This window comes from Gordonia sp. B8661-1, from assembly GCF_059427765.1.
Genome location: NZ_JCAHRL010000005.1, coordinates 160698 through 183149, shown reverse-complemented (window position 1 = coordinate 183149; position 22452 = coordinate 160698). Strand labels below are relative to the sequence as shown.

Annotated in this window: 25 protein-coding genes; 11 read left to right on the top strand and 14 right to left on the bottom strand. The window is 67.6% G+C overall.

From position 1 onward, the window contains the following. Positions 1–68: 68 nt before the first annotated feature. Both AC4JJG_RS12680 and rnhA read right to left on the bottom strand, forming a co-directional pair. Positions 69–986: a D-isomer specific 2-hydroxyacid dehydrogenase family protein gene (locus AC4JJG_RS12680; RefSeq protein WP_495401513.1), complete on the bottom strand. Its 918-nt coding sequence runs from the start codon at positions 984–986 to the stop codon at positions 69–71. A gap of 34 nt (positions 987–1020) precedes the next feature. After that, entirely contained in the window at positions 1021–1500 is a 480-nt protein-coding gene (gene rnhA, locus AC4JJG_RS12675; protein WP_495401684.1) for a ribonuclease HI, read from the bottom strand. Positions 1501–1602: 102 nt separating this feature from the next. On the opposite strand from rnhA, the gene AC4JJG_RS12670 reads away from it, so the two are divergent. The 3 genes from AC4JJG_RS12670 (at position 1603) to AC4JJG_RS12660 (ending at position 4353) form a co-directional block, all read left to right on the top strand. Beyond that, positions 1603–2373 (top strand): methyltransferase domain-containing protein, encoded by a 771-nt coding sequence (locus AC4JJG_RS12670; RefSeq protein WP_495401514.1) that lies wholly within the window; start codon positions 1603–1605, stop codon positions 2371–2373. Between the two features lie 134 nt (positions 2374–2507). Continuing rightward, positions 2508–3800: a glycoside hydrolase family 183 protein gene (locus AC4JJG_RS12665; RefSeq protein ID WP_495401515.1), complete on the top strand. Its 1293-nt coding sequence runs from the start codon at positions 2508–2510 to the stop codon at positions 3798–3800. 16 nt (positions 3801–3816) lie between these two features. Beyond that, positions 3817–4353 (top strand): DUF1697 domain-containing protein, encoded by a 537-nt coding sequence (locus AC4JJG_RS12660; protein WP_495401516.1) that lies wholly within the window; start codon positions 3817–3819, stop codon positions 4351–4353. 175 nt (positions 4354–4528) lie between these two features. Here the strand turns inward: AC4JJG_RS12660 and AC4JJG_RS12655 are convergent, their stop codons facing one another. From AC4JJG_RS12655 to AC4JJG_RS12635, 5 genes are all read right to left on the bottom strand, one after another. Continuing rightward, positions 4529–5014, bottom strand: coding sequence for a hypothetical protein (locus AC4JJG_RS12655; protein ID WP_495401517.1), 486 nt, complete (start codon positions 5012–5014; stop codon positions 4529–4531). A gap of 66 nt (positions 5015–5080) precedes the next feature. Then, positions 5081–5596, bottom strand: coding sequence for an RBBP9/YdeN family alpha/beta hydrolase (locus tag AC4JJG_RS12650; RefSeq protein WP_495401518.1), 516 nt, complete (start codon positions 5594–5596; stop codon positions 5081–5083). Positions 5597–5602: 6 nt separating this feature from the next. Beyond that, positions 5603–6082, bottom strand: a complete 480-nt coding sequence (locus AC4JJG_RS12645; protein ID WP_495401519.1) for a MarR family winged helix-turn-helix transcriptional regulator — start codon at positions 6080–6082, stop codon at positions 5603–5605. A gap of 96 nt (positions 6083–6178) precedes the next feature. Then, entirely contained in the window at positions 6179–6946 is a 768-nt protein-coding gene (locus AC4JJG_RS12640; RefSeq protein ID WP_495401520.1) for a hypothetical protein, read from the bottom strand. A gap of 18 nt (positions 6947–6964) precedes the next feature. Next, complete coding sequence (locus tag AC4JJG_RS12635; protein WP_495401521.1) at positions 6965–7387, bottom strand: CoA-binding protein; 423 nt, start codon at positions 7385–7387, stop codon at positions 6965–6967. A gap of 71 nt (positions 7388–7458) precedes the next feature. Between AC4JJG_RS12635 and AC4JJG_RS12630 the strand changes: the two genes are divergently transcribed. Continuing rightward, complete coding sequence (locus AC4JJG_RS12630) at positions 7459–8250, top strand: sulfite exporter TauE/SafE family protein (RefSeq protein ID WP_495401522.1); 792 nt, start codon at positions 7459–7461, stop codon at positions 8248–8250. Between the two features lie 57 nt (positions 8251–8307). Here the strand turns inward: AC4JJG_RS12630 and AC4JJG_RS12625 are convergent, their stop codons facing one another. Then, positions 8308–9828 carry a flavin-containing monooxygenase gene (locus tag AC4JJG_RS12625; RefSeq protein ID WP_495401523.1) on the bottom strand — a complete coding sequence of 507 codons (1521 nt, stop codon included), beginning with the start codon at positions 9826–9828 and terminating at the stop codon, positions 8308–8310. A 149-nt stretch (positions 9829–9977) separates the two neighbouring features. Between AC4JJG_RS12625 and AC4JJG_RS12620 the strand changes: the two genes are divergently transcribed. Then, a complete protein-coding gene (locus AC4JJG_RS12620; protein ID WP_495401524.1) occupies positions 9978–11228 on the top strand; it encodes a PucR family transcriptional regulator in 1251 nt (416 codons plus the stop codon). Positions 11229–11341: 113 nt separating this feature from the next. Then, positions 11342–12520: a CaiB/BaiF CoA transferase family protein gene (locus AC4JJG_RS12615; protein ID WP_495401525.1), complete on the top strand. Its 1179-nt coding sequence runs from the start codon at positions 11342–11344 to the stop codon at positions 12518–12520. Positions 12521–12800: 280 nt separating this feature from the next. Here the strand turns inward: AC4JJG_RS12615 and AC4JJG_RS12610 are convergent, their stop codons facing one another. The 3 genes from AC4JJG_RS12610 to AC4JJG_RS12600 are packed head-to-tail and all read right to left on the bottom strand — an operon-like array spanning position 12801 to position 15510. Beyond that, on the bottom strand, positions 12801–13286 hold the full coding sequence (locus tag AC4JJG_RS12610; RefSeq protein ID WP_495401526.1) for a PPOX class F420-dependent oxidoreductase: 486 nt from the start codon (positions 13284–13286) through the stop codon (positions 12801–12803). A 31-nt stretch (positions 13287–13317) separates the two neighbouring features. Next, entirely contained in the window at positions 13318–14403 is a 1086-nt protein-coding gene (locus AC4JJG_RS12605; RefSeq protein WP_495401527.1) for an NAD(P)H-dependent amine dehydrogenase family protein, read from the bottom strand. A gap of 18 nt (positions 14404–14421) precedes the next feature. Then, a complete protein-coding gene (locus tag AC4JJG_RS12600; protein ID WP_495401528.1) occupies positions 14422–15510 on the bottom strand; it encodes a Rieske 2Fe-2S domain-containing protein in 1089 nt (362 codons plus the stop codon). Positions 15511–15610: 100 nt separating this feature from the next. Here AC4JJG_RS12600 and AC4JJG_RS12595 point away from each other — a divergent pair, with 100 nt between their 5' ends. The 4 genes from AC4JJG_RS12595 (at position 15611) to AC4JJG_RS12580 (ending at position 18690) form a co-directional block, all read left to right on the top strand. Beyond that, positions 15611–16249: a TetR/AcrR family transcriptional regulator gene (locus AC4JJG_RS12595; protein ID WP_495401529.1), complete on the top strand. Its 639-nt coding sequence runs from the start codon at positions 15611–15613 to the stop codon at positions 16247–16249. A gap of 93 nt (positions 16250–16342) precedes the next feature. Next, positions 16343–16663: a putative quinol monooxygenase gene (locus AC4JJG_RS12590; protein ID WP_495401530.1), complete on the top strand. Its 321-nt coding sequence runs from the start codon at positions 16343–16345 to the stop codon at positions 16661–16663. Between the two features lie 175 nt (positions 16664–16838). Continuing rightward, complete coding sequence (locus AC4JJG_RS12585) at positions 16839–17492, top strand: TetR/AcrR family transcriptional regulator (RefSeq protein WP_495401531.1); 654 nt, start codon at positions 16839–16841, stop codon at positions 17490–17492. A gap of 49 nt (positions 17493–17541) precedes the next feature. Further along, entirely contained in the window at positions 17542–18690 is a 1149-nt protein-coding gene (locus AC4JJG_RS12580; protein WP_495401532.1) for an acyl-CoA dehydrogenase family protein, read from the top strand. A 155-nt stretch (positions 18691–18845) separates the two neighbouring features. Here the strand turns inward: AC4JJG_RS12580 and AC4JJG_RS12575 are convergent, their stop codons facing one another. Genes AC4JJG_RS12575 through AC4JJG_RS12565 form a run of 3 tightly spaced genes read right to left on the bottom strand, consistent with a single transcriptional unit; the run spans position 18846 to position 21024 of the window. Continuing rightward, complete coding sequence (locus AC4JJG_RS12575) at positions 18846–19361, bottom strand: nuclear transport factor 2 family protein (protein WP_495401533.1); 516 nt, start codon at positions 19359–19361, stop codon at positions 18846–18848. Next, positions 19358–20212 (bottom strand): LLM class F420-dependent oxidoreductase, encoded by an 855-nt coding sequence (locus AC4JJG_RS12570; protein WP_495401534.1) that lies wholly within the window; start codon positions 20210–20212, stop codon positions 19358–19360. Before AC4JJG_RS12570 ends, AC4JJG_RS12575 begins: the two co-directional genes overlap by 4 nt. 2 nt (positions 20213–20214) lie before the next feature. Further along, positions 20215–21024 carry an SDR family NAD(P)-dependent oxidoreductase gene (locus AC4JJG_RS12565; RefSeq protein WP_495401535.1) on the bottom strand — a complete coding sequence of 270 codons (810 nt, stop codon included), beginning with the start codon at positions 21022–21024 and terminating at the stop codon, positions 20215–20217. A gap of 245 nt (positions 21025–21269) precedes the next feature. Between AC4JJG_RS12565 and AC4JJG_RS12560 the strand changes: the two genes are divergently transcribed. Further along, positions 21270–22340, top strand: coding sequence for an alpha/beta hydrolase (locus AC4JJG_RS12560; RefSeq protein WP_495401536.1), 1071 nt, complete (start codon positions 21270–21272; stop codon positions 22338–22340). The last annotated feature ends 112 nt before the right edge of the window (positions 22341–22452 follow it).

Here is a 22452-nt window from a genome sequence, read left to right as displayed (position 1 = left end):
TGCTAGTCAACGAGTCTGTGTAGGACCCAAACCGCGGTCGCACCGGGCGGAATCGCCTGCGCGTGCGGTCAGTAGTCGCGATCCGGGGTGACCGGCGCGAGCAATTCGTCACCCGCCGCATAACGTCGCAGATTCTCGGCCAGGAAGGGCGCCATGGCCCGGGTCAGTCCGGACGACGGATTCGCGACATGCGGCGTGATGATCACGTTGGGCAGACTCCAGAGCGGATCGTCGGCGGCGGGCGGCTCGGGGTCGGTGACGTCGAGTGCGGCTCCCGCGATGACGCCGCCCCGGACAGCGTCGGCGAGCGCCGCCTGATCGATGAGCGGCCCACGCGCGACATTGACCACCCAGGCGTGTCCGGGTAGCGCGGCGAGGGTGCGCTCGTTGACGAGGTGGCGGGTCTCCGCGGTGTCAGGCGCGGCCAGGACGACGTGATCGGTCTGTCCCCACACCTCGTCGGTGCGCGACGACGGCAGGGTCAGACGCGCGCCGTCGACTTCCCGGCCGGATCTGTTGACGGCGACCACCTCGGCCCCGCAGGCCCGCAGACGCGGTATCAGCGCCGCCGCGATACCGCCCGCGCCGATGATCGCGACGGTGGAGCCGTGCAGCGACCGCACGGCGTTGTCGATGCGATCCTTCGCCCAATGCTCCCGCACCGCGGTATCGATCTGCCGGAGTCCGGCGAGCAGGAGCGCGAGGGCATGTTCGGCGACGTCCTCCGCGTAGAAGCCGGACGCGTTGGTCCACAACCGCCGGTCGTCGATGATGCCGGCGGCCACGAAGTCCTCGATGCCCGCGGTCTTCAGGGCCACCCACCGGATGTGATCGGGCAGCTCGTCCGGGAATTCGTCCGCGGTGCCGATCCAGACCAGCACCTCCGCGTCGTCGATGCCGGTGATCCGGCCGCCCACCGACTCGACGGCGCCCACCAGATACTCGTCGTGGTCCGGCTCGATGGCGACGGTCAGCTGGTCGGTCATGGAGTCTCCCCCGGGTCGTCGGCTACACGGTCGGTCAGGTGAGGGTGCGCGCGGCGGTGGTGGCGAGTTCGTCGGCGATCTCGTTGTAGTGATCGCCCGCGTGACCCTTCACCCATTTCCAGGTCACCGAGTGGCGCTTCTCCTCCTCGACGAGACGCTGCCACAGTTCGACGTTCTTCACCGGTTTCCGATCAGCCGTCTTCCAACCGTTCTTCTGCCAGCCGTGCACCCACTTCATGATGCCGTTGCGGACATAACTGGAGTCGGTATAGAGGACCACCGTGGACGGCTTGGTCAGCGCCGCGAGCCCCTCGATGGCACCGGTCAGTTCCATCTTGTTGTTCGTGGTGTTCGGTTCCGCTCCGGAGATGCGTTTCTCGTGGCCGCGGTAGCGCAGCACCGCTCCCCAGCCGCCGGGGCCCGGATTGCCGAGGCAGGCACCGTCGGTCGAGATCTCCACGACATCGGTCTCGGTGACTGTGATGTCGACGGACAGACTCTCTTCGACGAGGATCTCGGTTACATCGCTGTCGGGGGGCTCCGGCTCGGTCACGAGCAAAGGGTACTCGACCTCATCCGCCCGGCAGAGCGGCCGGATTCTGCCTAGGGTGGGTGTATGCCGCAGTGGGATCCGGACCGCTATCTCCAGTTCGCCGACGCTCGTGCCCGGCCGTTCCTCGACCTGATCAATCAGGTACGCACCGCACCGCAGACCATCGTCGATCTCGGTTGTGGCCCCGGCCATCTCACGCGACACCTCCGCGCCCTCTGGCCGGATGCCCAGATCCTGGGCGTCGACTCGTCGGCGGAGATGGTCGAGGAGGCGATCCGCGACAACATCGACTCCCAGGCCAACTACGACATCTGTGACGTGTCGACCTGGAGTCCGCTGGCACCGGTCGATCTGTTCGTCTCCAACGCGGTGTTCCAGTGGGTTCCCGATCATTTCGCCGCCATCGACCGACTGCTCGGTCACCTCAACCCGCACGGGGTGTTCGCACTCCAGGTACCGAACAACAGCAACGCCGCCACGCATCAGACTCTCATCGACCTCGCCGACGATCCGCGTTTCGCCGCAGCACTGGAACATGTGCGCAGGCCTCCGGTTCTCGATGCCGACGACTATCTGACGTTCTTCGCCGAACGCGGCCTGGACACCACGGCCTGGTCGACGACGTATCTGCACGTGCTGCAGGGCGAGGATCCCGTCTACGACTGGATCTCCGGCACCGGCGCGCGCCCGTTCGTCCAGGCTCTCGACGACGACCTGCGCGACGAGTTCGTCGCGACGCTCAAGGAACGGTTGCGCGCCGCGTACCCCGCGCAGCCGTGGGGCACGGTGCTGCCGTACCGCCGCACCTTCGCCGTCGCGACCCGCCGGAACTGATGGCACCGCCGGTCGAGTAGCCGGCGAGCGCAGGGCACCGCCGGTCGAGTAGCCGGCGAGCGCAGCGAGTCGGCGTATCGAGACCCGCCTTCAGTGCTGGTCACGCGCCGATTCCTGCGGTAGCGTGGCCGACCATGGCCAACTGGCGCAGGTTCCTGGCGACGTCCACGATCGCGGCCCTGGCCGCCACCGGCATCACGATGGTGACCGTCCCGGCCGCCTCGGCATCCCCGTGCAATGCACTGGGCGTCACCGGCGGCGATGTCGGGAGCACCGGCAGTTCGGGGAGTTCGTCCGGCGGATCGTCGGACCTCGGCCTGGGCAGCATGGACTTCGGCAGCTACCGGGCGGGCGGCAAGAAGCCCCAGGGACCTCTCCCAGCATTACGCGGGCCGAGCAAGGCCGTGCAGTGGGTGACCGGCCCGCGCAGCCCGAATCGCACCGACACACGGTTCGCCATCACCTCCACCGACGTGGGCGTGCCGTGGGACAACGGTGCGGGCCAGGTGCTGATGGCCTTCGGCGACACCTGGGGACCGTGCGGCGGACGCATGGGGTGGCGCCACAACACCCTGCTGCGCAGCAGAGCGGCCGCCGACCTGTCCCGGGGCATCCCCGTCGCCGACGCCGTCCCCGGCTACGTTCGGTCCGGTGCTTCGGTGACCTCCGCCCACCCGACGTTCGCGCAACCGATGTTCAACGCAGTCGGCATCCGCAACATCGAGGTCGGCAAGATCCCGACGGGCGGCATCTCGGTCGGCGGCACGCAGTACCTGAGCTACATGTCGATCCGGAAGTGGGGCGCCCCCGGACGGTGGGCCACCAATTTCTCGGCCATCGCGGTCTCCCACGACAACGGGCAGACCTGGGCCACCGATAACAACACCATCCGCGCGAATGCCGGCATCACGATTCCCGGTGTGCCGCAAGCACAGTCCGGCCACAGCCGATTCCAGATGGGCGCCTTCCTGCGCTCCGGCGGCTGGGTCTACCAGTACGGCACACCCAACGGCCGCCGCGGACCCGCGTATGTGGCGCGCGTCCGTCCGGGCGATATCCGGAATCTCAACGCGTACCAGTACTTTGCCGGCGCCGGGAGCGGAGCGAACCGGTGGAGGCCGTCGGCGGATGCCGCGGTCCCGATCGTGACCCGTCCGGTGGCCGAGATGTCGGTGGCGTACAACAATTTTCTGAAGAGATTCGTGATGCTCACCGAGCGCGCGGGCAGCATCACGCTGCGTACCGCACCCACGCCCGCCGGACCGTGGTCGGGTCCGCGGGTGATCGTGTCGTCGGCGCAGACGGCAGGCCTGTACGCGCCCTACATCCATCCGCGGTCCACGGGACAGCAGCTGTACTTCGTTGCGTCGCGCTGGGATGACTACAACGTCATGCTGATCCGCACCGACCTGGCCGCACTGCGCTGAGCCGTCGGGGGATTCGATGAGCCGACGCATCGTGCTGATCCGCGCGATCAACGTGGGCGGCGCGACGCTGCCGATGGCCGATCTTCGGGAACTGGCGTCCGGTCTCGGTGCCACCGAGGTGTCCACCTACATCGCGTCGGGCAACCTGTTCTGCATCCCGCCCGGCGCGCCCGAGGACTTCGACCGCGCACTGGCGGCGGCGATCACCGAACGGTTCGGCTACGAGCGTGAGGTAATCAGCCGGTCGACGGATGAGGTCGTCGCGGCGCTGGAGGCCCACCCTTTCGACGTCGTGAACCCGAAGTTCTCCTACGTCCATTTCCTCACGGGCACACCGGAACCCACGCGGATCAGCGCCTTTGGAGAGCGCGACTTCGGCGACGACGTGTGCACCGTCGTCGGCGACGATCTGCACATCCGGTACGCCGACGGCGCAGGGCGATCAACACTCACCGCCCCGGTGATCGCCAAGGGGCTCGGCGTCCAGGGCACCGGCCGCAACCTGCTCACCGTCCGCAAGCTCATCGACCTGAGCCGCGAGACCGCTTCATAGGGACCGGGATCTCGATACGCCCTCGGCTGGCGCCTCGGGCTACTCGATCAGCGGCAAGGAGAGCCTCGCCCGCCGAGTAGCGGCAAGGAGAGCCTCGCCCACCCAGTAGCGACAAGAAGCTACTCTCGCCCGCCGATCGAGTAGCGCGCGAGCGCAGCGAGCCCGCGTATCGAGATCAGGCCCGCTGCAGTGCGGTGACGACGGCGTTGATGTCGGTGGTCTGCTGCTCCTTCGGCGCTTCCCACAGCTTGGTGGGCAACGCTTCCAGGGCTTCGACGGCCTTCTCGACGTCGTCGAGTTCCTCGGCCCTGGCCTCCTCGTCGGCGAGGTCGGCCGCGGCGATCAGCCGGTCGTCGAGCGCGAAGACCGCATCGTCGAGACGATCGCGTACGGCGACGAGCTCCGGATCGTGCGGGATCGCGGGATTGGCGTGGACGTCGGCGATGGCATAGCGGATACGGCTGTGCAGCAGCGCTTCTCGCGACGTTCCGCCGGTCCACTCGGCGGGCGCCCGGCCCGCCTTGCCGGGGATCAGGTCAGCGGAGTTGGCGAACTTCCGGACCCGCTTGTCGGAGTCCCACGCGAACCAGATGGCGCCCGCGAGAATGAACAGTGCCACCACGACCGTGACGACGATGATCAGGATGGCGATCGCACTCACGGTGTTTCCTCACGTTGGTCGGCCCGATGTGTCGACCCTATCCCGTTCCGCACGCCATGCGAACGATCAGGAGGTGCCCGCGGCGAGCCCTCGCGCGATGGACCTGGCGGCCGGGCCGTCGAATTGGTGCCCGCCACGGGCGTGTTCGACGGCCCGGGCCCGCGGGAGCCGCGCCGCCAGCAGACCGAGATGCGCGACCGGGACGACCTCGTCGTCGACGCAGTGGTGCAGCGCGATCCCGACACCGTCGGGTACGCGTTCGTGGAGGTCCGTCGGGAGGGCGTACTCCGCCTGATCCCAGCCGTGCGGTCCCCAGTCCGGCGCGGCGAGCAGCAGAATGCGGTGCACACCGAGATCGGCCTCGCCGAGCATGCGCAGCACCATCGAACCGCCGAAGGAGTGACCGATGATCGTGTCCACGTCGGCCAGTTCGGCCCGGATGGCCGCGGACCAGGCCTCGTACGTCATGTCGTCGGGCAGGCGCGGTAGGCGCACCCGGGTGTCCAGTGCGTCGGCGAAGACCCGCGCCAGTGCCCGGTCGTCGTCGTAGCCGCCGGCGCCGTGGGCAAACAGGACCGTCATCGACGGTCAGCCCTGCTCCTCGGCGCGCAGCGCCGCGGCGTTGACGCGGGTCAGCACACCGTGCAGTTCGTCGAGGTCCGCGATATCGACACCGAGTGTGTCGACGACGGCGGGCGGGATGGCCACGGCCTGCTCCCGCAGGGCGACGCCCGCGTCGGTGAGCGCGATGTCGACGTTGCGTTCGTCGTCGCCGCGCCGGCGACGTTCCACCAGACCCGCCGACTCCAAGCGTTTGAGCAGTGGTGACAGCGTGGCCGAATCGAGTTGCAGTGCCGCCCCGATGTCCTTGACGGCGCGCGGGGACTCCTCCCACAGCGCCAGCATCACCAGATACTGGGGATGCGTCAGGCCCAGCGGTTCGAGCAGCCTGCGATAGATGCGGAGGACCGAGCGGTTCGCCACCGCGAGCGCGAAACACACCTGGCGCTCCAACAGCAACGGGTTGTCGGCGACCGACGCACCCGCCCCCGGATCGGTGTCCTGCACGACGCCCTCCTCTGCCCGACCACACCCGCGCATCCGCGGCAGTGCCATCAAGTCTAGGCCATTTGATCGCGCGCTATTGAATTGCGGAAACCGGCACTATGTCGCCGGTTGCGGCGCCGCTGTCCCGGATGATGCGCCGGGATCGTCCTCGACGGTCGGGTGCCCCGCCACCAGGTCTTCGACGCCGAGCCCCCAGGTGCCGAAGCGTGCGTCGAAAGCCTTGGCGCGCTTGGTCGCCCGCGCCAGCTTCGCGGGCGAGTAGCGCCGTTTCGCCCACCGAGAATGCGGCCGGGCCAGTCGGATGGCACCGATCCACGCGACCGGCGGAATGAAGGCCCCCACGGCGGCCGTCGAGTACTTCCCCTTCATGACACACATCAGGGCGCACGCGAGATTCACCGGCAGGTTCACGCTCAGGACCAGCGATCCGAGGTTCAGCGTCGTCTTGTCCGACAGCGGATTCACCCCGAGCGCCAGCATTCCGAGAGCGGCAATCGTCAGACAGACCACTTGCACGGAGAGTTGTCCCTGCCGCGACCAGTACACATCCTGCAGGTGGAGGATCAGTGCGAACTCGTCGAGCACCAGCGACGCCCCGATCCCGATCAGCACCGCGCTGATCTCCGCGCCCGGTGCCTGCCCCTCGACGACCACGGAGGTGAACGCACCGATGATCATCAGGATCAGCCCGGGTACCGCGTGGTGAATGTGTACGCCGCCGCGCACGTTGTTCCGGAACGGGCCGCGTCCCGCACGGATCAGCCGGGTGATCGTCCGCGTCACGACGAAGGTGATCACGAAGGACAGGAACAGCAGGAACAGCGGGAGCCGGCCACTGACCAGCGAGTCGAGATCGGAGTGCATGACCGGCTCGGGGTGGCGTCAGCCGCGATCCGGGCGGATACCGGTGCGACGCTGCTCGATCACCAGGCAGCGATCCTCCACGTAGAGCAGCCCCGCCTCCTCGGCGATGGCCCGCGCCTCGGGCGAGGTGATGCCGAGCTGCAGCCAAAGCGCGGTCGCACCGGCCGCGACAGCCTGCCGCGCGACCTCCGGTGCATCCGCTGACGGCCGGAACACATCGACGAGGCCGACCTGCTCCGGGACATCGGCGAGCGACGGATACACCCGCTCACCGACGATCTCCTCGGCGCGCGGATTGATGGGGATGATCCGCCAGCCCAGCTCTTTCATATGTGCCGGCACCTCGTTGGACGGCTTGTCCGGGTTGGCGCTCGCACCGACGACCGTGATGGTGTCGTAGGTGCTCAGGATCTGGTCGACAACTTCGTCGGTGGTGCTCATGCAGCGAGTCTAGGTGTCCCGCCACCGACCCCGCGCACATCCACGAAAGGCGTGGCGGGCACCCTCGAGGGATGAACGCGTGGGAACTGCTGGCGATCCTGGCCGCGGGCGTGGGTGCGGGCGCGATCAACGCGATCGTCGGCAGTGGCACCCTCATCACCTTTCCAACGCTGGTGGCGTTCGGTGTGCCGCCGGTGAGCGCCACGATGTCGAATGCCGTTGGGCTCGTCGCCGGCAGTGTGTCCGGAACGTGGGGCTACCGGCGGGAACTATCCGGCCAGTGGCCCCGGCTGCGCTGGCAGCTCCCGGCGTCGGTGATCGGTGCGATCATCGGCTGCTGGCTTCTCATGCATCTTCCGGAGACGGTCTTCGAGGCGATCGTGCCGGTTCTGCTGGTGCTCGCGCTGATCCTGGTGGCCGCCCAGCCACGTATTCAGGCGTGGGTGCGGCGCCGCATCGGCGACGCGCCGCCGCACGCCGACACCGGTGGCACCGGCCTCACGCCGATCCGCTTCGGACTGCTCATCGCGGCAACGTTCGCCATCGGCATCTACGGTGGCTATTTCACCGCGGCACAGGGCATCCTGCTGATGGCGGCGATGGGGGTCATCGTCTCCGACGATCTGCAACGCCTCAACGCCGCGAAGAACCTGCTGGCACTGGTCGTCAATGTCGTCGCCGCGATCACCTACACCGTCGTCGCGTTCGACCGGATCAATTGGGCGGCAGCGGGACTCATCGCGGTCGGCTCCCTGCTGGGCGGGGTGATCGGTGCGCGCTACGGCCGTCGATTGTCGCCGACCGTGCTGCGTGCGGTGATCGTCGTCGTCGGCCTCATCGGCCTGTGGCGACTGCTCGCCTGAAACAGCAATGCGGGCCGACGATGATCGTCGGCCCGCACCCCTCGCTGCTGATGACCGTCAGCCGACGGCCACCACATTCCGGTCGGACTTCGCGGCACGCTCCTGCGGTCCGGCGAAGTGCAGGTTGCCGTCGTCGACGGAGTTGCCGCGCAACAGCTTCCGGTCGGTGTAGTAGCTCATCGACATCAGCCAGGGAGCCTCCTCGCCCTGACGGGGCAGGGTGGACAGCGCACGCTGGACATAACCGGCGCCGAAGTCGAGAGCGGGACGGGTCTTCATGTCGGGATCGGCAGCCGCCCATACGGTGTCGTACCCGTGCTGGTCGAGGAAGCCGAGGAGACGGCACCAGTAGTCGCACAGGAGGCCGACCTTCAGCGTCCAGGAGGAGTTCGTGTACCCGATGGCGAGCGCGAAATTCGGTACACCGGACAGCATCATGCCGCGGTAGATGACGGTATCCGGCAAGTTCACCGGGCGGCCGTCGACGGTCAGGTCGATACCGCCGAGCAGTCGCACGTTCAGACCGGTGGCCGTCACGATGATGTCGGCCTCGAGTTCACGACCGTCCTCGAGACGGATCCCGTTCTCGGTGAAGGTCTCGATGCGGCCGGTCACGATCGAGGAGTCCCCCTTGCGGATGGACTTGTACAGATCGCCGTCGGGCACCACGCACATACGCTGATCCCACGGGTTGTACGGCGGGTTGAAGTCGACGTCGACCGGGTACCCGGACGGCAGCATCGCCGCGTTGATCTTGCGGATCACCTTGCGCGACAACGTCGGGAAGCGCTGACAGAACTCGAAGAGCACCCGCTGCTGCGCGATGTTCTTCTGCCGGGTGAGCGCGAATCCTCGCTCCTCGCCGAAGATCTTCTTCAGACCGGTCGCGATGGCGTCCTCACGGGGCACCGGGATGATGTAGGTCGGCGTGCGCTGCAGCATCGTCACGTGCTCGGCCTTGTCGGCCATCGCGGGCAGCAGGGTCACCGCGGTCGCGCCACTGCCGATCACCACGACCTTCTTGCCGGTGTAGTCGAGATCCTCCGGCCAGTGCTGCGGGTGGACGACCTCGCCGCGGAAGTCGTCCCGCCCGGCGAAGTCCGGGGTGAAGCCCTCGTCGTAGCGGTAGTAGCCGGAACCCGCGAAGATCCAGCGCGCACTGACCTGGATCCGCTCGGTGCCACCGTCGGCGTCGGTCTTGTCGATGTCCACCAGCCAGCGGGCGTCCTCCGACGACCAGGCCGCCGACACCACGCGATGCCGGTACCGGATGTGCTCGTCGAGACCGTTCTCGGCGATCGTCTCGTGCAGGTAGTTGAGGATGCGGGGGGCGTCGGCGATCGACTGCTTGTCGGTCCACGGCTTGAACTCGTAACCGAAGGTGTGCAAGTCGGAATCGGAACGCAGGCCCGGGTACTTGAAGAGATCCCAGGTACCGCCCGGCGCCTCGCGGCCCTCGATGATCGCGAAGGTCCGGCCGGGGTGTTCGGCACGCAGATAGCGGGCGGCACCGATGCCGGAGATGCCTGCGCCGACGATCACTACGTCGACGGTGTCGGTGGTGGTGGATGCGCTCACCTGTCACTCCTGAGGTCACGAGAATGGACTGTCAGACTTCGCACGACTGAGGTCGTGCGAACGTTGTATGTCCAGCATGCGGTGAACCGAGCGCCCGGCACAGGGACGATGTGCATCGTCCGGCCACGCATGCGGTGCAGAATGTTCACATGTCGGTGTCCCATCCCCCGGCGGAGTCCGATTCCTGGCCCACGCCCTCACCCGCGGTCCGCGACCTCATCCGTCGCGGGGCCGAGATCGCCCTGAACCCACCCGCGGAGTGGATCGCCGAGATGCACGACGCGTCCCTGGGCGGGGTGCGCATGTCGCCGGTGGCCGACGATCCGGCTCTCGCCGACGCGACGCGGCGGGCCAATCTGGCGAACATGCTGCACTGGGCGTCGTCGAACGTGCAGTTCCCCGGCCGGCGGGTGCCGGTCAACCTCGGCGCGGAGATCCTGGCGTCGGCCCGCGACATGGTGCGGCGCGGCCTCGACGAATCCGCACTCGACGCCTATCGCACGGCGCAGAGTGTGGCGTGGCGGTACTGGATGCAGATCTGCTTCGAACTCACCGACGACCCGCAGATCCTGCGCGAACTGCTCGACATCACGTCGCGGTCCATCGCCGGCTTCATCGACGACACCGTCGACGAGATGACCACCCGGATGCGTGCCGAGCGCGCCGAACTCACCCGCGGCACCCATGCCGAACGCCGCGAGACGGTGGCCCTGCTGGTGGAGGGCGCCCCCATCTCCGCCGCGCGCGCCGAGACACAGCTCGGCTATCGCCTCAACGGTCCGCACACGGCCGCCGTCATCTGGGACGACACCGCCGCGGCCACCGCACGCGAACTCGAGGCGGTCGCCGAGGAGATGACGCAGGGCACCGATATCCGCCAGCGGCTCACGGTGACCGCCAGCGCCGCATCCCTGTGGGTCTGGGTGCCGACCGGGGACGTCCTTTCGGTCCGGCCACCCGCGACACTGCCCGGCGTGCGGATCGCGATCGGGCGACCCGGCACCGGCGTCGACGGCTTCCGGCGCAGCCACCTCCAGGCACTGGCCGCCCAGCGGCTCATCGCGCGCCTGTCGTCGCCGCAGCAGGTGGTCCGGTTCGACGACATCCGGTTGGTCTCGCTGATGACCAGTGATCCCGCCGCCGCCGACGAATTCCTGACCGACACCCTCGGCGCCCTCGTCACCGCCGACACCGAAACGCTGGAGACCTTGCACACGTGGATCACCGAGCAGTGCAACACCTCTCGGACCGCCGAACGTCTGTATACCCACCGCAACACGGTCATCCGGCGGCTCGCCCGCGTCGACGACCTGCTGCCCCGCCCCATCGCGGAGAACCTCATCGACGTGGCCGCGGCCCTCGAACTCCTGCACTGGCGGTCGCGCGACCCCGCCCGTTGATCGAGTCGGTCGAGGCACCAGCTACCGCCGACCGCTGATCGAGTAGCACGAGGCGCCGGCCGAGGGCGTATCGAGATCACCGCCGCCGGACAACCACGTGCACAATTGCTCCCATGGCTCTCGACCTTCTCGCCGGCATCCGCGTCGTGTCACTCGAGCAATACATCGCGGGGCCGTACTGCACCTCGCTGCTGGCCGATGCGGGCGCCGAGGTCATCAAGGTGGAGAGCCCCGACACGGGCGACCCGCGCCGCTCATACGAACCGTATGCCGGTCCGCCCGACGAACCGGTGAGTGCCGGTTTCGCCCCGTACAACCGCGGCAAGAAGTCGGTGCGGATCGACATCCGGTCCGATTCCGGTGCACGCGAATTCGATGACCTGCTGGGCACGGCCGATGTCCTCGTGAGCAACCTGCGGCCGGGATCACTGGCTCGCGCGGGTTGGGACGCCGACACCCTGCGCCGCGATCATCCGGAGCTGATCGTCTGCGAGATCACCGGATTCGGTGTCACAGGCGGTCCCTACAGCCGGTGGCCCGCCTTCGACTCCGTTATCCAGGCGATGAGCGGTCTCAGCAGTCTGCTCGGCGAAACCCCGGACGCACCACCGGGACTCGCGCCCATGTCGACGATGGATCTGCTGTCCGGACTGTACGCGGCCTTCGGTATCTCCACCGCATTGGCGGCGCGCGCGAACGGATCGTCGGTGCGGCATGTGGATGCCGCGATGTACGACATCGGTGCCGCCTTCCTGCTGCGACCGCTCACCCTCTACGACTACACGGGCGTACCGGAGACCCGGGGCGGCGACGCGTTCAGTCCGGTCGGCGCGTTCCGGGCGGGCGACGGCACGTGGATCTCCATCGTGATCCCGACCGATGAGATGTGGCGCAGAACCTGTGCCGCGGTGGGTGATTCGTCCCTGGCCGACGATCCCCGCCTCGCCACCGTCGTGGATCGCGCACGACACATGGGTGAGGTGATCGTCCCCGCACTGGAGCGATGGGCGTCGACACTGAGCGGAGCCGAGGCGGCGGAGGCACTCCGGTTCGCGGGGCAGCCCGCCGGACCGGTGCAGTCCGTCGCCGACGTCCGGGACTGTCCGCAACTCGATCACCGTCAGTTGTTCCTGCCGCTCGACATCGAGGCGCCACGCGCCGCGGGCGAGGGCCCGATCAGCACACCTCGCCTGCCGCTGCTGTTCGACGGCGCCGCCGCGGAGAACGGTCATGTGCCCACGCTCGGGGAGCACGACGACGAACTTCTCGGACCTCGCGATCCGGAGCCGTGAGCCGGGTGATCTCGATACGCCCTCGGCCGGCGCCTCGGGCTACTCGATCAGCGGAATCGTTCTTCACCGGTCGAGTAGACCACGAGCGCAGCAACTTCGATCAGCGGAATCGTTCTTCACCGGCCGAATAGACCACGAGCGCAGCAACTTCGATCACCAGCTCGGTTGTCGCCGGTCGAGTAGGCCACGAGCGCAGCAACTTCGATCACCAGCTCGGTTGTCGCCGGTCGAGTAGGCCACGAGCGCAGCGAGTCGCCGTATCGAGACCACTCACTGCGACTCAGCTCTCGGCAGCGTCGAGCCGTGCTGCCACCTCGGCCGGGAAACCGCCGGTGGCGATCGGCCCCCACCGCACCGGTGTGATCCGGATCAGCGACTTGTCCTGCAGCCGCATGGCGGCCCGGTACTCGTCCCAGTCCGGGTGTTCGCCACCGATGGCACGGAAGTAGTCGACGAGCGCATCCTCGGCCTCCGGCATGTCGAGCACCTCGGCATCGCCGTCGACCTGAACCCACCCGCCGTCCCACTCGTCGGACAGCACACAAACACTCACGCGCGCACGGTGTTTGGCATTGACGGTCTTCGCCCGCCCGGGATAGCTGGCGATCACGATGCGGCCGCTGTCATCCACTCCGCCGGTCACCGGCGACATCTGTGGACTGCCGTCGGATCGTCTCGTGCACAGCACCATTCGGTGTCGCGGGCGGATGAACTCGAGGAGTTCACGTCGTTCGACGGAGTCGGCGGTCGCGATATTGCGGGGCATGCCCGCACCCTACGCCGCCACCGTGTCGGTGTCAGAGCCGGAAACGCCCGGCGAAGGCACGCAACGGCATATCCGCACTCGTCAGGATGCCCGGCGGTGCGGCGACGACCGAGGTGATCGCGTTGAGCGCGGGCATTCCGGTGACCGTCATGCCGATGGAGGCGAAGGAATCCGGATCGCTCAGGTCGACGCCCGCCTTCGGGAAGATCATGTGCTTCGAGTAGATCGAGGGATCACCGGTGATGTGAGTGATGTAGCAGCCCTGGATGTTCCACGACGGTTCGGTCCGTGGCGTCATCTGCCACTCCAGGTGTGTCTCCACCCGCGGCACACCGTCGACCATGCCCTGGTACGTGATGTAGCTGCCGCCCAGCGAGCCCTTCGGCAGGAAGTACCAACCGAGATCGACGTCCTCGGTGCAGGCGCCGAGCTCGTAGGAGAAGGCCACCTCGTCGAGTTCCAGGTCGAAGCAATCGGCCATCAGATAGACCGAGTCGGCGAAGACCTCGGTGAACTTCCGCAATGACGCCGGGATGTCCGGGTCGTCGACGGGTCGGCCGTAACCGACCTCCTGCCAGGTCTTCGCGGAGTGATGGCAGGACACATCGACAGATTCGGTGACGGTGATGTTCTGGATCTCGGCCACATCCATGGACTGCACCACGCCGATGATCTGGCAGGCACCCGGATTCATGCCGGTGCCGTAGAAGGTGGCGCCGCCGCGCAGGCATGCCTCCTGCAGGATCTCGGTCGTCCTGCGGCCACTCGGATGCGGGTGGTTGGTGTCGCGGTGGAATCCGGTGATCCAGTCCGCGGTGGTGACGACGTCGATACCGGCTTCCAGCACCCGCACATAAAGGTCCTCGTCGGGGAAGACGCCATGGAAGGTGACGACATCCGGTGCGGCGGAGATGATGTCCTCGACGGTGCCGGTGGCGACGACCCCGATGGGATCGCCACCGACGATCTCGCCCGCGTCCTTGCCGATCTTGTCGGGCGAATAGCAGTGCAGTCCGATGAGTTCGAGGTCGGGATGATGGGCGATGCGCCCGATCATCTCGCTGCCGACGTTGCCGGTCGCGACCTGGAACACCCGGATCCTGGGGCGAGAAGTCATGCTGCTGTGTGCCTTTCGCTAGTCGGAGACCGATGACCGGGCGGCGACGATCGCACCGCTCTGCGGGCTGTGGGCCGGATCGACGCCGGCGGGGCCGCCGTCGGGATAGAACTGGCGCGCCCAGTTCCGGAGCGCGGTGAATCCCGCGTATTCCTTGCGGGACAGCGCGGGCGGATCCGAATAGCGTTGGTGCGCCCAGATCTCGATGTCGGCTTCGAACTGCTCGATGACGAACCCGGCCATCGATCTGCCGTAGTCGGTGAGGACGTCGGGGCCGATCACGTCGGCCTCCTCGCCCGGCTTACGGCCGATCCAGACGGTGAACCGCACGTCGGAGGTGCGATCGTCGACCGGGGTCACCGCGGGCATCGTGCGATTGTCGATCATTCCCCAGCTCCGCGTCACCGAGCAGCCGAGGCCGGCATTGATGGATTCCACACCGCTGGTGGCGCCGTCGAGTGTCGCGCCCTCGTCGAAGGCGATGGTGAAGTCGACGTGGGACACCGGGCCGGAGAAGTCGTGCCGGGTGAACTCGGGCATGAACGGCGTCTTGTGGACGAACGTGAAGTGGGCGAAGTCGACGCCGTTCTCCATGATGTACTGCGGATGGATCTCGAGCCGCCGACGGAACAGCGTGGCACCCGGCACGGGCGGATAGTAGTCCTCCGCGCTGCGTCCCCATCCCGCCGTGCCGGGGCCGAAGCCCGAGAAGACGTCCGGCACATCGAAATACGGCGGCCGGTTGTCGACGTCGAACCAGATCCAGACCGCCTCGTTGCGCTCGACGACCGGATAGCTGCGGATGCGACGTCCACGGTTCGGATGATTCTCGTACGGGATACAGACGTTGCGCCCCTCGGCATTCCACTCCCAACCGTGGAACGGACACACCAGGTTCTCCCCGACCACGTGGCCACCGTGACCGAGATGCGCCCCGAGGTGTTCGCAGTAGGCGTCGAAGACCGACACCGTCCCGGAGGCTGCACGCCACGCGACCATCTCGCGCCCGAAGTACGTCATCTTGTGCACCTCACGGACGCCGATCTCGGTCGACCAGGCGACCTGGAACCAGCCGGTCGGCTCCATCGACAGCGGCGTCTTGGCCATGCACATACTCCTTCCGGACACCCTACTATCGGATCGTAGTGGGTTCTACGAATTAATAACAGTGGGTTCTATGTTTCTGTCCGGCCACTACGATCGGCTCATGTCCACCTCCACGACCGGCACCGGCGGACGCCGGACGAATCGTCGCGGTGAGGCCACCCGCGAGGCCATGCTCGACGCCGCCCGCGACGCACTGGCGTCGGGCGAGCCGGGATCGGTGTCGGCGAACCGGATCGCCAAACAGGCCGGCGCCACCTGGGGAGCGGTCAAGTATCAGTTCGGCGACGTCGACGGCATGTGGGCGGCGGTGCTGCGCCGGACCGCCGAACGTCGCGGCGACCTGCCCTACCGCCCGGACAATCCGTCGTCACTCGCCGACCGCGTCACCGAGATCGTCGAGATGCTCATCGCCGGACTCGATACCGCCGATTCGCGCGCCATCGAGAACCTCCGGGCCGCACTGCCCCACGATCAGGCGGAACTCGAACGCCTCTTCCCCCGCACCGCGAGCGAGTTCGCCTCCTGGAACGAATCCTGGGCCGTGGCCTGCCAGAAGGCCTTCGCCGATCTCGACGTGGACCCGGACCGTGTACGCGACGTCGCCGCGTTCATTCCCGGCGCGCTGCGCGGTCTCGTCTCGGAGACCCGCCTGGGCAGTTATCAGGACGCGACCGTCGCGCGGCGAGGCTTCGCCAGGGCCGTCACCGCCTATCTGGAACCTCCCTCCCAGCCGGAATGACCACGGCATTGCGCCGAACCGGCCCGGACATCACCGGTGGTGCCCTAGCTTCGAGTGTCGAGTGACCATCGCACCCACACGAGGGAGTTCTTCATGTCCGCTGTCGTCGTCATCGCCACCATCTCGCCGAAGCCCGGTCAGGAGGCGGCCGTTCGGGATGCCGTGCTGACCGCGATTCCCCAGGTCCATGCCGAACCCGGCTGCGGACGGTACGCGCTCCACGAGGGCACCGGCGGATCGACCGATCTCGTGATGATCGAGCAATGGGAGTCGATGGACGCGCTCGCCACCCACGGCGGGGCGCCCGCGCTGACCGAACTCGGCAAGGCCATCGGCGATCTGCTGGCCGCGCCGCTCGACGTGAAGGTCTTCACGCCCGTGCCCGCAGGCGACGCCGACAAGGGTGCCGTCTGAGCGCTGCTCCGGAGATCCCGCGAGAACCTTGATCTCGCGGGATTCGCCGTGCTAGACAGATAGAACGAGCGTTAGATCGGGACCCTGCCGGGTGCCCGCCGGAGCGTTCGGGCACCTGAGATCTCCGGTCTGCACCGTCCGGGGCAGCAGCGCATGCGAGGAGTGTGAACCGCCGATGCCCCGTTCATCGAACAAGCCGGCCGTCGGCACGTCGACCGCGGTCGAGGCCGTCGCCGATTGGCGTGAGGACAGTCCCAATCCGTTGCCCGCGACCCTCGTCGCCGCCAAGGACGCGTTCCACGCCCGCGGCTTCCACGGCACCACCATCCGTGACATCGCCGCCCGTGCGGCGGTCTCGCTGCCCACCCTCTACTACCACCACGACAACAAACAGGGCATCCTCGTCGCGCTGCTCGAGGAATCCATGTCGTCGGTCCTGTGGCGGGTCCGGCTGGCGATCGCCGACGCCGAGGACCCCACCGGCCAACTGTCCAATGCCGTCGAAGCCATCGTGCTCCACATGACCGCCGACCTCGAGTTGGCCAGTGTCGCACGGGAAGTGCGCTACCTGGACCCCGACAACCCACACCGTCGCCACTACGTCGAGATGCGCGGCGAGGTCGAGGACATCCTCGACGAGGTTCTCGAACGCGGTGTCGCCGACGGCAGTTTCCGGCTGAGCGGCGACCGCCGCGACGTGCTGAGGTACCTGCTCGGCGCCTGCCAGGAGGTCACCACCTGGTATTCGCCCACCGGTTCCCGCACCCCCGCCGAGGTCGCGTCCTCCTACGCCGAGATCTCCCTGCGCCTCATCGGGGCGCACCCGTAGACCCGACAGATTCCACCGTCCACCTGATTGATCACGAGAGGCACACACCATGAAACGCACAGTCTTCGAGCCCGAACACGAACAGCTCCGGGAGACCGCGCGGCAGTTCCTCGCCCGCGAGTGCGCACCGCACGTCGACGAGTGGGAAGCCAACGGACAGGTCGATCGCTCCGCCTACGTGAAGGCGGGTGACGCGGGATTGCTCGGCTTCAACATCCCCGAGGAATTCGGCGGCGGCGGTACCGACGACTTCCGGTTCAACGCCGTGGTCGTCGAGGAATTCGCGCGCTTCGGCGGCGCGGCCCCCGGACTGAGCCTGCAGAACGACGTCCTCGTCCCCTACTTCCTGAACCTCGCCAACGAGGAGCAGCGCAAGCGCTGGATGCCCGGAATGGCCAGTGGCGAAACGATTCTCGCGGTCGCGATGACCGAGCCCGGCGCTGGCAGCGACCTCGCGGGCATCAAGACCTCGGCCACCCGCGACGGCGACGACTACATCCTCAACGGGAGCAAGACCTTCATCTCGTCGGGTATCAACTCCGACCTCGTCGTCGTGGTCTGCCGCACCAACCCGGATCCCGCGGCCGGGCACAAGGCGTTCTCGCTGCTGGTCGTCGAGCGCGGCATGGAGGGCTTCGAACGCGGACGCAAGCTCGACAAGATGGGCCTCAAGGCACAGGACACCGCCGAACTGCACTTCGACAACGTGCGCGTGCCCGCCGCCAACCTGCTCGGCGAAGAGGGCAAGGGCTTCTATCACCTGATGGCCAATCTGCCCTCGGAGCGACTGTCGATCGCCATCGGCGCCATCGCCGGCGCACGTGCCGTCTACGACGAGACACTGCAATATGTGAAGGACCGCAAGGCATTCGGCAAGCCGATCGGCACCTTCCAGCACAACCGTTTCGTGATGGCCGAGATGTCCACCGAACTCGACATCGCCGAGCAGTACATCGACCGCTGCCTGCAGGCGGTCGTCGACGGCGACCTGTCCGCCACCGACGCCGCCAAGGCCAAGTGGTGGTGCACCGAACTCGCCAAGCGCGTCATCGACCAGTGTGTCCAGTTGCACGGCGGCTACGGCTACATGAACGAGTACCGCGTGGCCCGTGCCTACACCGATGCCCGCATCCAGACGATCTTCGGCGGCACCACCGAGATCATGAAGGACCTCATCGGCCGCGACATGGGGCTGTAGTCCAACCACCGACCGAGCAGCCGGCCGGGCCGCCTCCACCGCTGATCGAGTAGCCGACGAGCCGCCAGGCGAGGCGGCGTATCGAGATCCCGCACACCAGATCTCGATACGCCCTCGGCTAGCGCCTCGGGCTACTCGATCAGCAGGTGGCGTTGTCAGTCCCCGCGCACGCCGTCGCCCAGCAACAGGTGCGCACTCTCCCGTCCGTCGAGTACCCGGCTGGTGCGTTGAGCGACGCGCCAGCCGTCGCCGGTGCGGGTCACCTCGAAGCGGTGCGCGGTGGCGCGGGCGACGAGAAAGCGTCCGCGCTTCTCCCCGTCACGGGGTGCGCGGTGCAGGACGAGCAGCGAATGGCACACGGCGACAGCGCGATCCGTGTCGCGCTCATCAAGTCGCACGTGGGCGGGTCCGAGAAAGTGTGCGCACCCGTTGGCGATGAGTCCCTGATGGCCGTCGGAGCGGACCATCGCCTCGATCTCCGCGCGGCCGCTCATGGACATCTCGTCGACGTCGTAGCCGCCGTCCTCGGTCCAGAGCGCTGCCACCCCCTCGGCGTCACCGTCGTCGACCAGCGGTCCGTAGGCCGCGATCAACCGGGCGATGTCGCGCTCGTCGGATAACCTGCGGACCTGTTCCTCGAGCGCGGCGAGACGTACCTCGACACCGGTCATCGCGCCACATCCCTCATCTCGGCCAGCGCTTCGAGCTGTGCCACATAGTGTTCCACGGAATCCGCGCTTATCGATGCAGAGAGGATCGTCGCTCCCGCGTCCTCGGTGCGGCCGAGTGATTCCCGGGTTCGTTCCGGGTCTCCGAGGGGATCGACGGTGCCGCAACTCAGCACCACCTCGAAGCCCGACGGCATGTCCACGTCGTCGAGCATGGCACGCATCTGCTTGCGGCCCAGCGCGAACGGCATCCATCCGTCGCCGAGTTCGACGGCACGGCGCAACGATCGCGCGGTACGGCCGCCGACCCACATCGGCACCGTCGGCGCGACCGCATTCGGTGCGACGACCAGGTCGCCGAAATCGTAATGACTGCCCCGGTATTCGGGCTTCTCGACGCCGAGGGACGCACGCAGGGCACGCATGGCGTCATCGGCACGGTCACCGCGGCCGTCGAAGGCGGCACCGAGGAGTTCGAACTCCTCCTGCAGCGACCCGACACCGACACCGAGCACGAGTCGTCCGCCGCTGATCGCATCGAGGGTGCCGTAGCGCTTGACGATCTCCAGCGGATGGTGATAGCCCAGCACCAGGACCTGCGTGGCCAGCCGGATCCGTTCGGTGCGTGCGGCCAGAAAACCGAAGGTGGACAACGGGTCCCAGTAGACACCACCACGTTCGACGGCCACACCGGTCGGCACGGCGACGTGCTCACTGCAGGTGAGGTGATCGAAGCCGAGCCGGTCGGCGGCCGTCGCGATCTCGGCGAGTTCGGCGATGCCCGCATGCTCCTCCCAGGCGGCGTGCGCACCCGGGTACTGCGTGACGATCGGGCTGGAGATGCCGATACGCATCGTCAGCCGTCGGCCTTCTCGTCGCGCGGCAGCATCGCGCGCATCGCCTTGTACATACCCCGCACCAGCTTGGAACGGTCCATGCCGGACTGCATCTCGACGCCCTTGGCGTTGCCGCCGGCGATCCAGACCGGACCGTCCTTGAGATGGTCGAGACCTTCGCGGGCCACATCCGCCGGCTCGGAGACCGAGATTCCCGGCAGGTCGAAGTTCAGACCAGCGCGTTCCATCGCGGGCGTCCGGGTCACGCCGAGCACCAGTTCCAGGACATCGACGCCGGTGCCCTGGAGTTCCAGCCACAGCGCCTCGGCGAAGATCCGTCCGAAGGCCTTCACGCCGCCGTAGATGCTCTGCTGGTACTGGCCCAGATAGCCGCTCATCGAGCCGACCAGCAGGATGCCGCCGCGTCCGGCGTCGCGCATCCGTCGCCCGAAGTGATGAACCAGCGCGAGTTGCGTGGTGAGGTTGAGGTCCAGCACCGTCTGGAACCCGGCCAGCTCACCGTCCAGGAAGGTGTTGCCGTAACTGTTCGCTCCGGCGTTGTAGATGAGCAGCCCGACGTCGAGATCCTCGGTGGCGGAGACGATCTCCTCGACGGCGTCCGCGGTGGTGAGGTCGAGCGCCAGCGTGCGCACCTCGACACCGAGCGCCTCCACCTGTTCGGCGGTGGCCGCCAGTGGTTCCGGCTTGCGGGCGATCAGGACCAGATTGATGCCGGCCTCGGCCAGTTGCGTGGCGAAGGCCGCGCCCACCCCCTCGGAGCCTCCGGCGATCACGGCCCACGGGCCGTACTGCTGCAGATCTGTCGTCATCGAATGTCTCCTCGACACTGTCCGGTCGCTGTCTGCCGACACCTCTCCCCGCGGAGGTGTGGCACATGTGATTCGGACGGTACGCGCAGGTCACAGCACTCGGGGCGGATATCCCGCACAGCGAGACCACCGCGGTGGCCGGGTGGGCCGGATCGGACGTGCGCCCCACACGTATGCTCGCATCCGATCAGCGGCCCTCAGGAGGTCGACGGAGGAAACGAGCTCGGCAACAAGGGGGCAGGCTCATGCTGGACGGCGTCCGCACGCTGTACCGACTGACTCGCGGGGAGCGGGTCGTCGAGGACCGGCCGACACCGAACACGGTGATCGCCGAAGGTCACCACCGGACGCTGCGCCGGTACGGCACCGACGACGACCTGGCCGCGGCCCGCGCGAGCGGCTCCACCCCGGTCCTGCTGATCCCGCCGTTGGCGGTGCCCGCTCGCTGCTACGACCTGGCGCCGGACATGTCGCTGGTCGCCTTCCTGCTGTCCACCGGCCGCATCCCGTATGTGATCGACTTCGGCGAGATGGGCTATGCGGATCGTCACCTCGGGTTCCGGGATTTCTTCGACGACATCGTGCCGGAGGCCATCGACCGTCTCCTCGCGGATTTCGGCGACGCTTCCGGAGTCGATCTGGCGGCATGGAGTCTGGGCGGCACCGTCGCCTTCCTGACCGCGGGCGCCCACCCGGAGCTGCCGATCCGGTCGATCGTCGCGGCGGGTACACCGCTCGACTACGCGAAGATCGCGCCGTATCCACTGGTCACCCAGCTGTTGCGCCCGGTGCGCGGCAAGCCGGTGACCTACGCACTGAAGGCCATGGGCGGCATCCCCGCTCCCCTCGTGCGCTTCGCCTATCGCGCGACGGCCTGGGAGCGGGAGCTCCGCAAGCCGGGCTACATCATGCGCAATGCCGACAACACCGAAGCCCTGGCGCGTATGCAGGTCATCGACTGGTTCCAGGAATCGCTGCCCGGCTATCCCGGCAAGGTGTCGGAGGAGATGTGGGAGGTCCTGGCGTTCCGCGGCGAACTGGCCGCAGGCTTCCTGCACTTCGGTGATCGCGTCGTCGACCTGACCTCGATCACCGTGCCGATCCAGTTGTTCGGCAGCCACCGGGACGCGATCGTCAGCTGGGGCGCCGCACAGCACGGCGTCGACCTCTTCGCCGATTCCGAGCAGGTGCACTTCACCACCGTCGAGACCAGCCACCTCGGCCTCATCGCCGGAGCCGATGCGGCGGCCCACTCCTGGCCGCGTATCGCCGAATTCCTGGACTCGCTCGATGCCGAACGGATGACCTCGGCCTGAGCTTCGGCGTAACCGTCACCGCTCCGGTGTCCAGAGGAGCCCCTGACACTCCGAGTGAGCGCAGCGGTGACGGTTACGCCATGACCCGCCGCACCGACGACCCCATACCCTG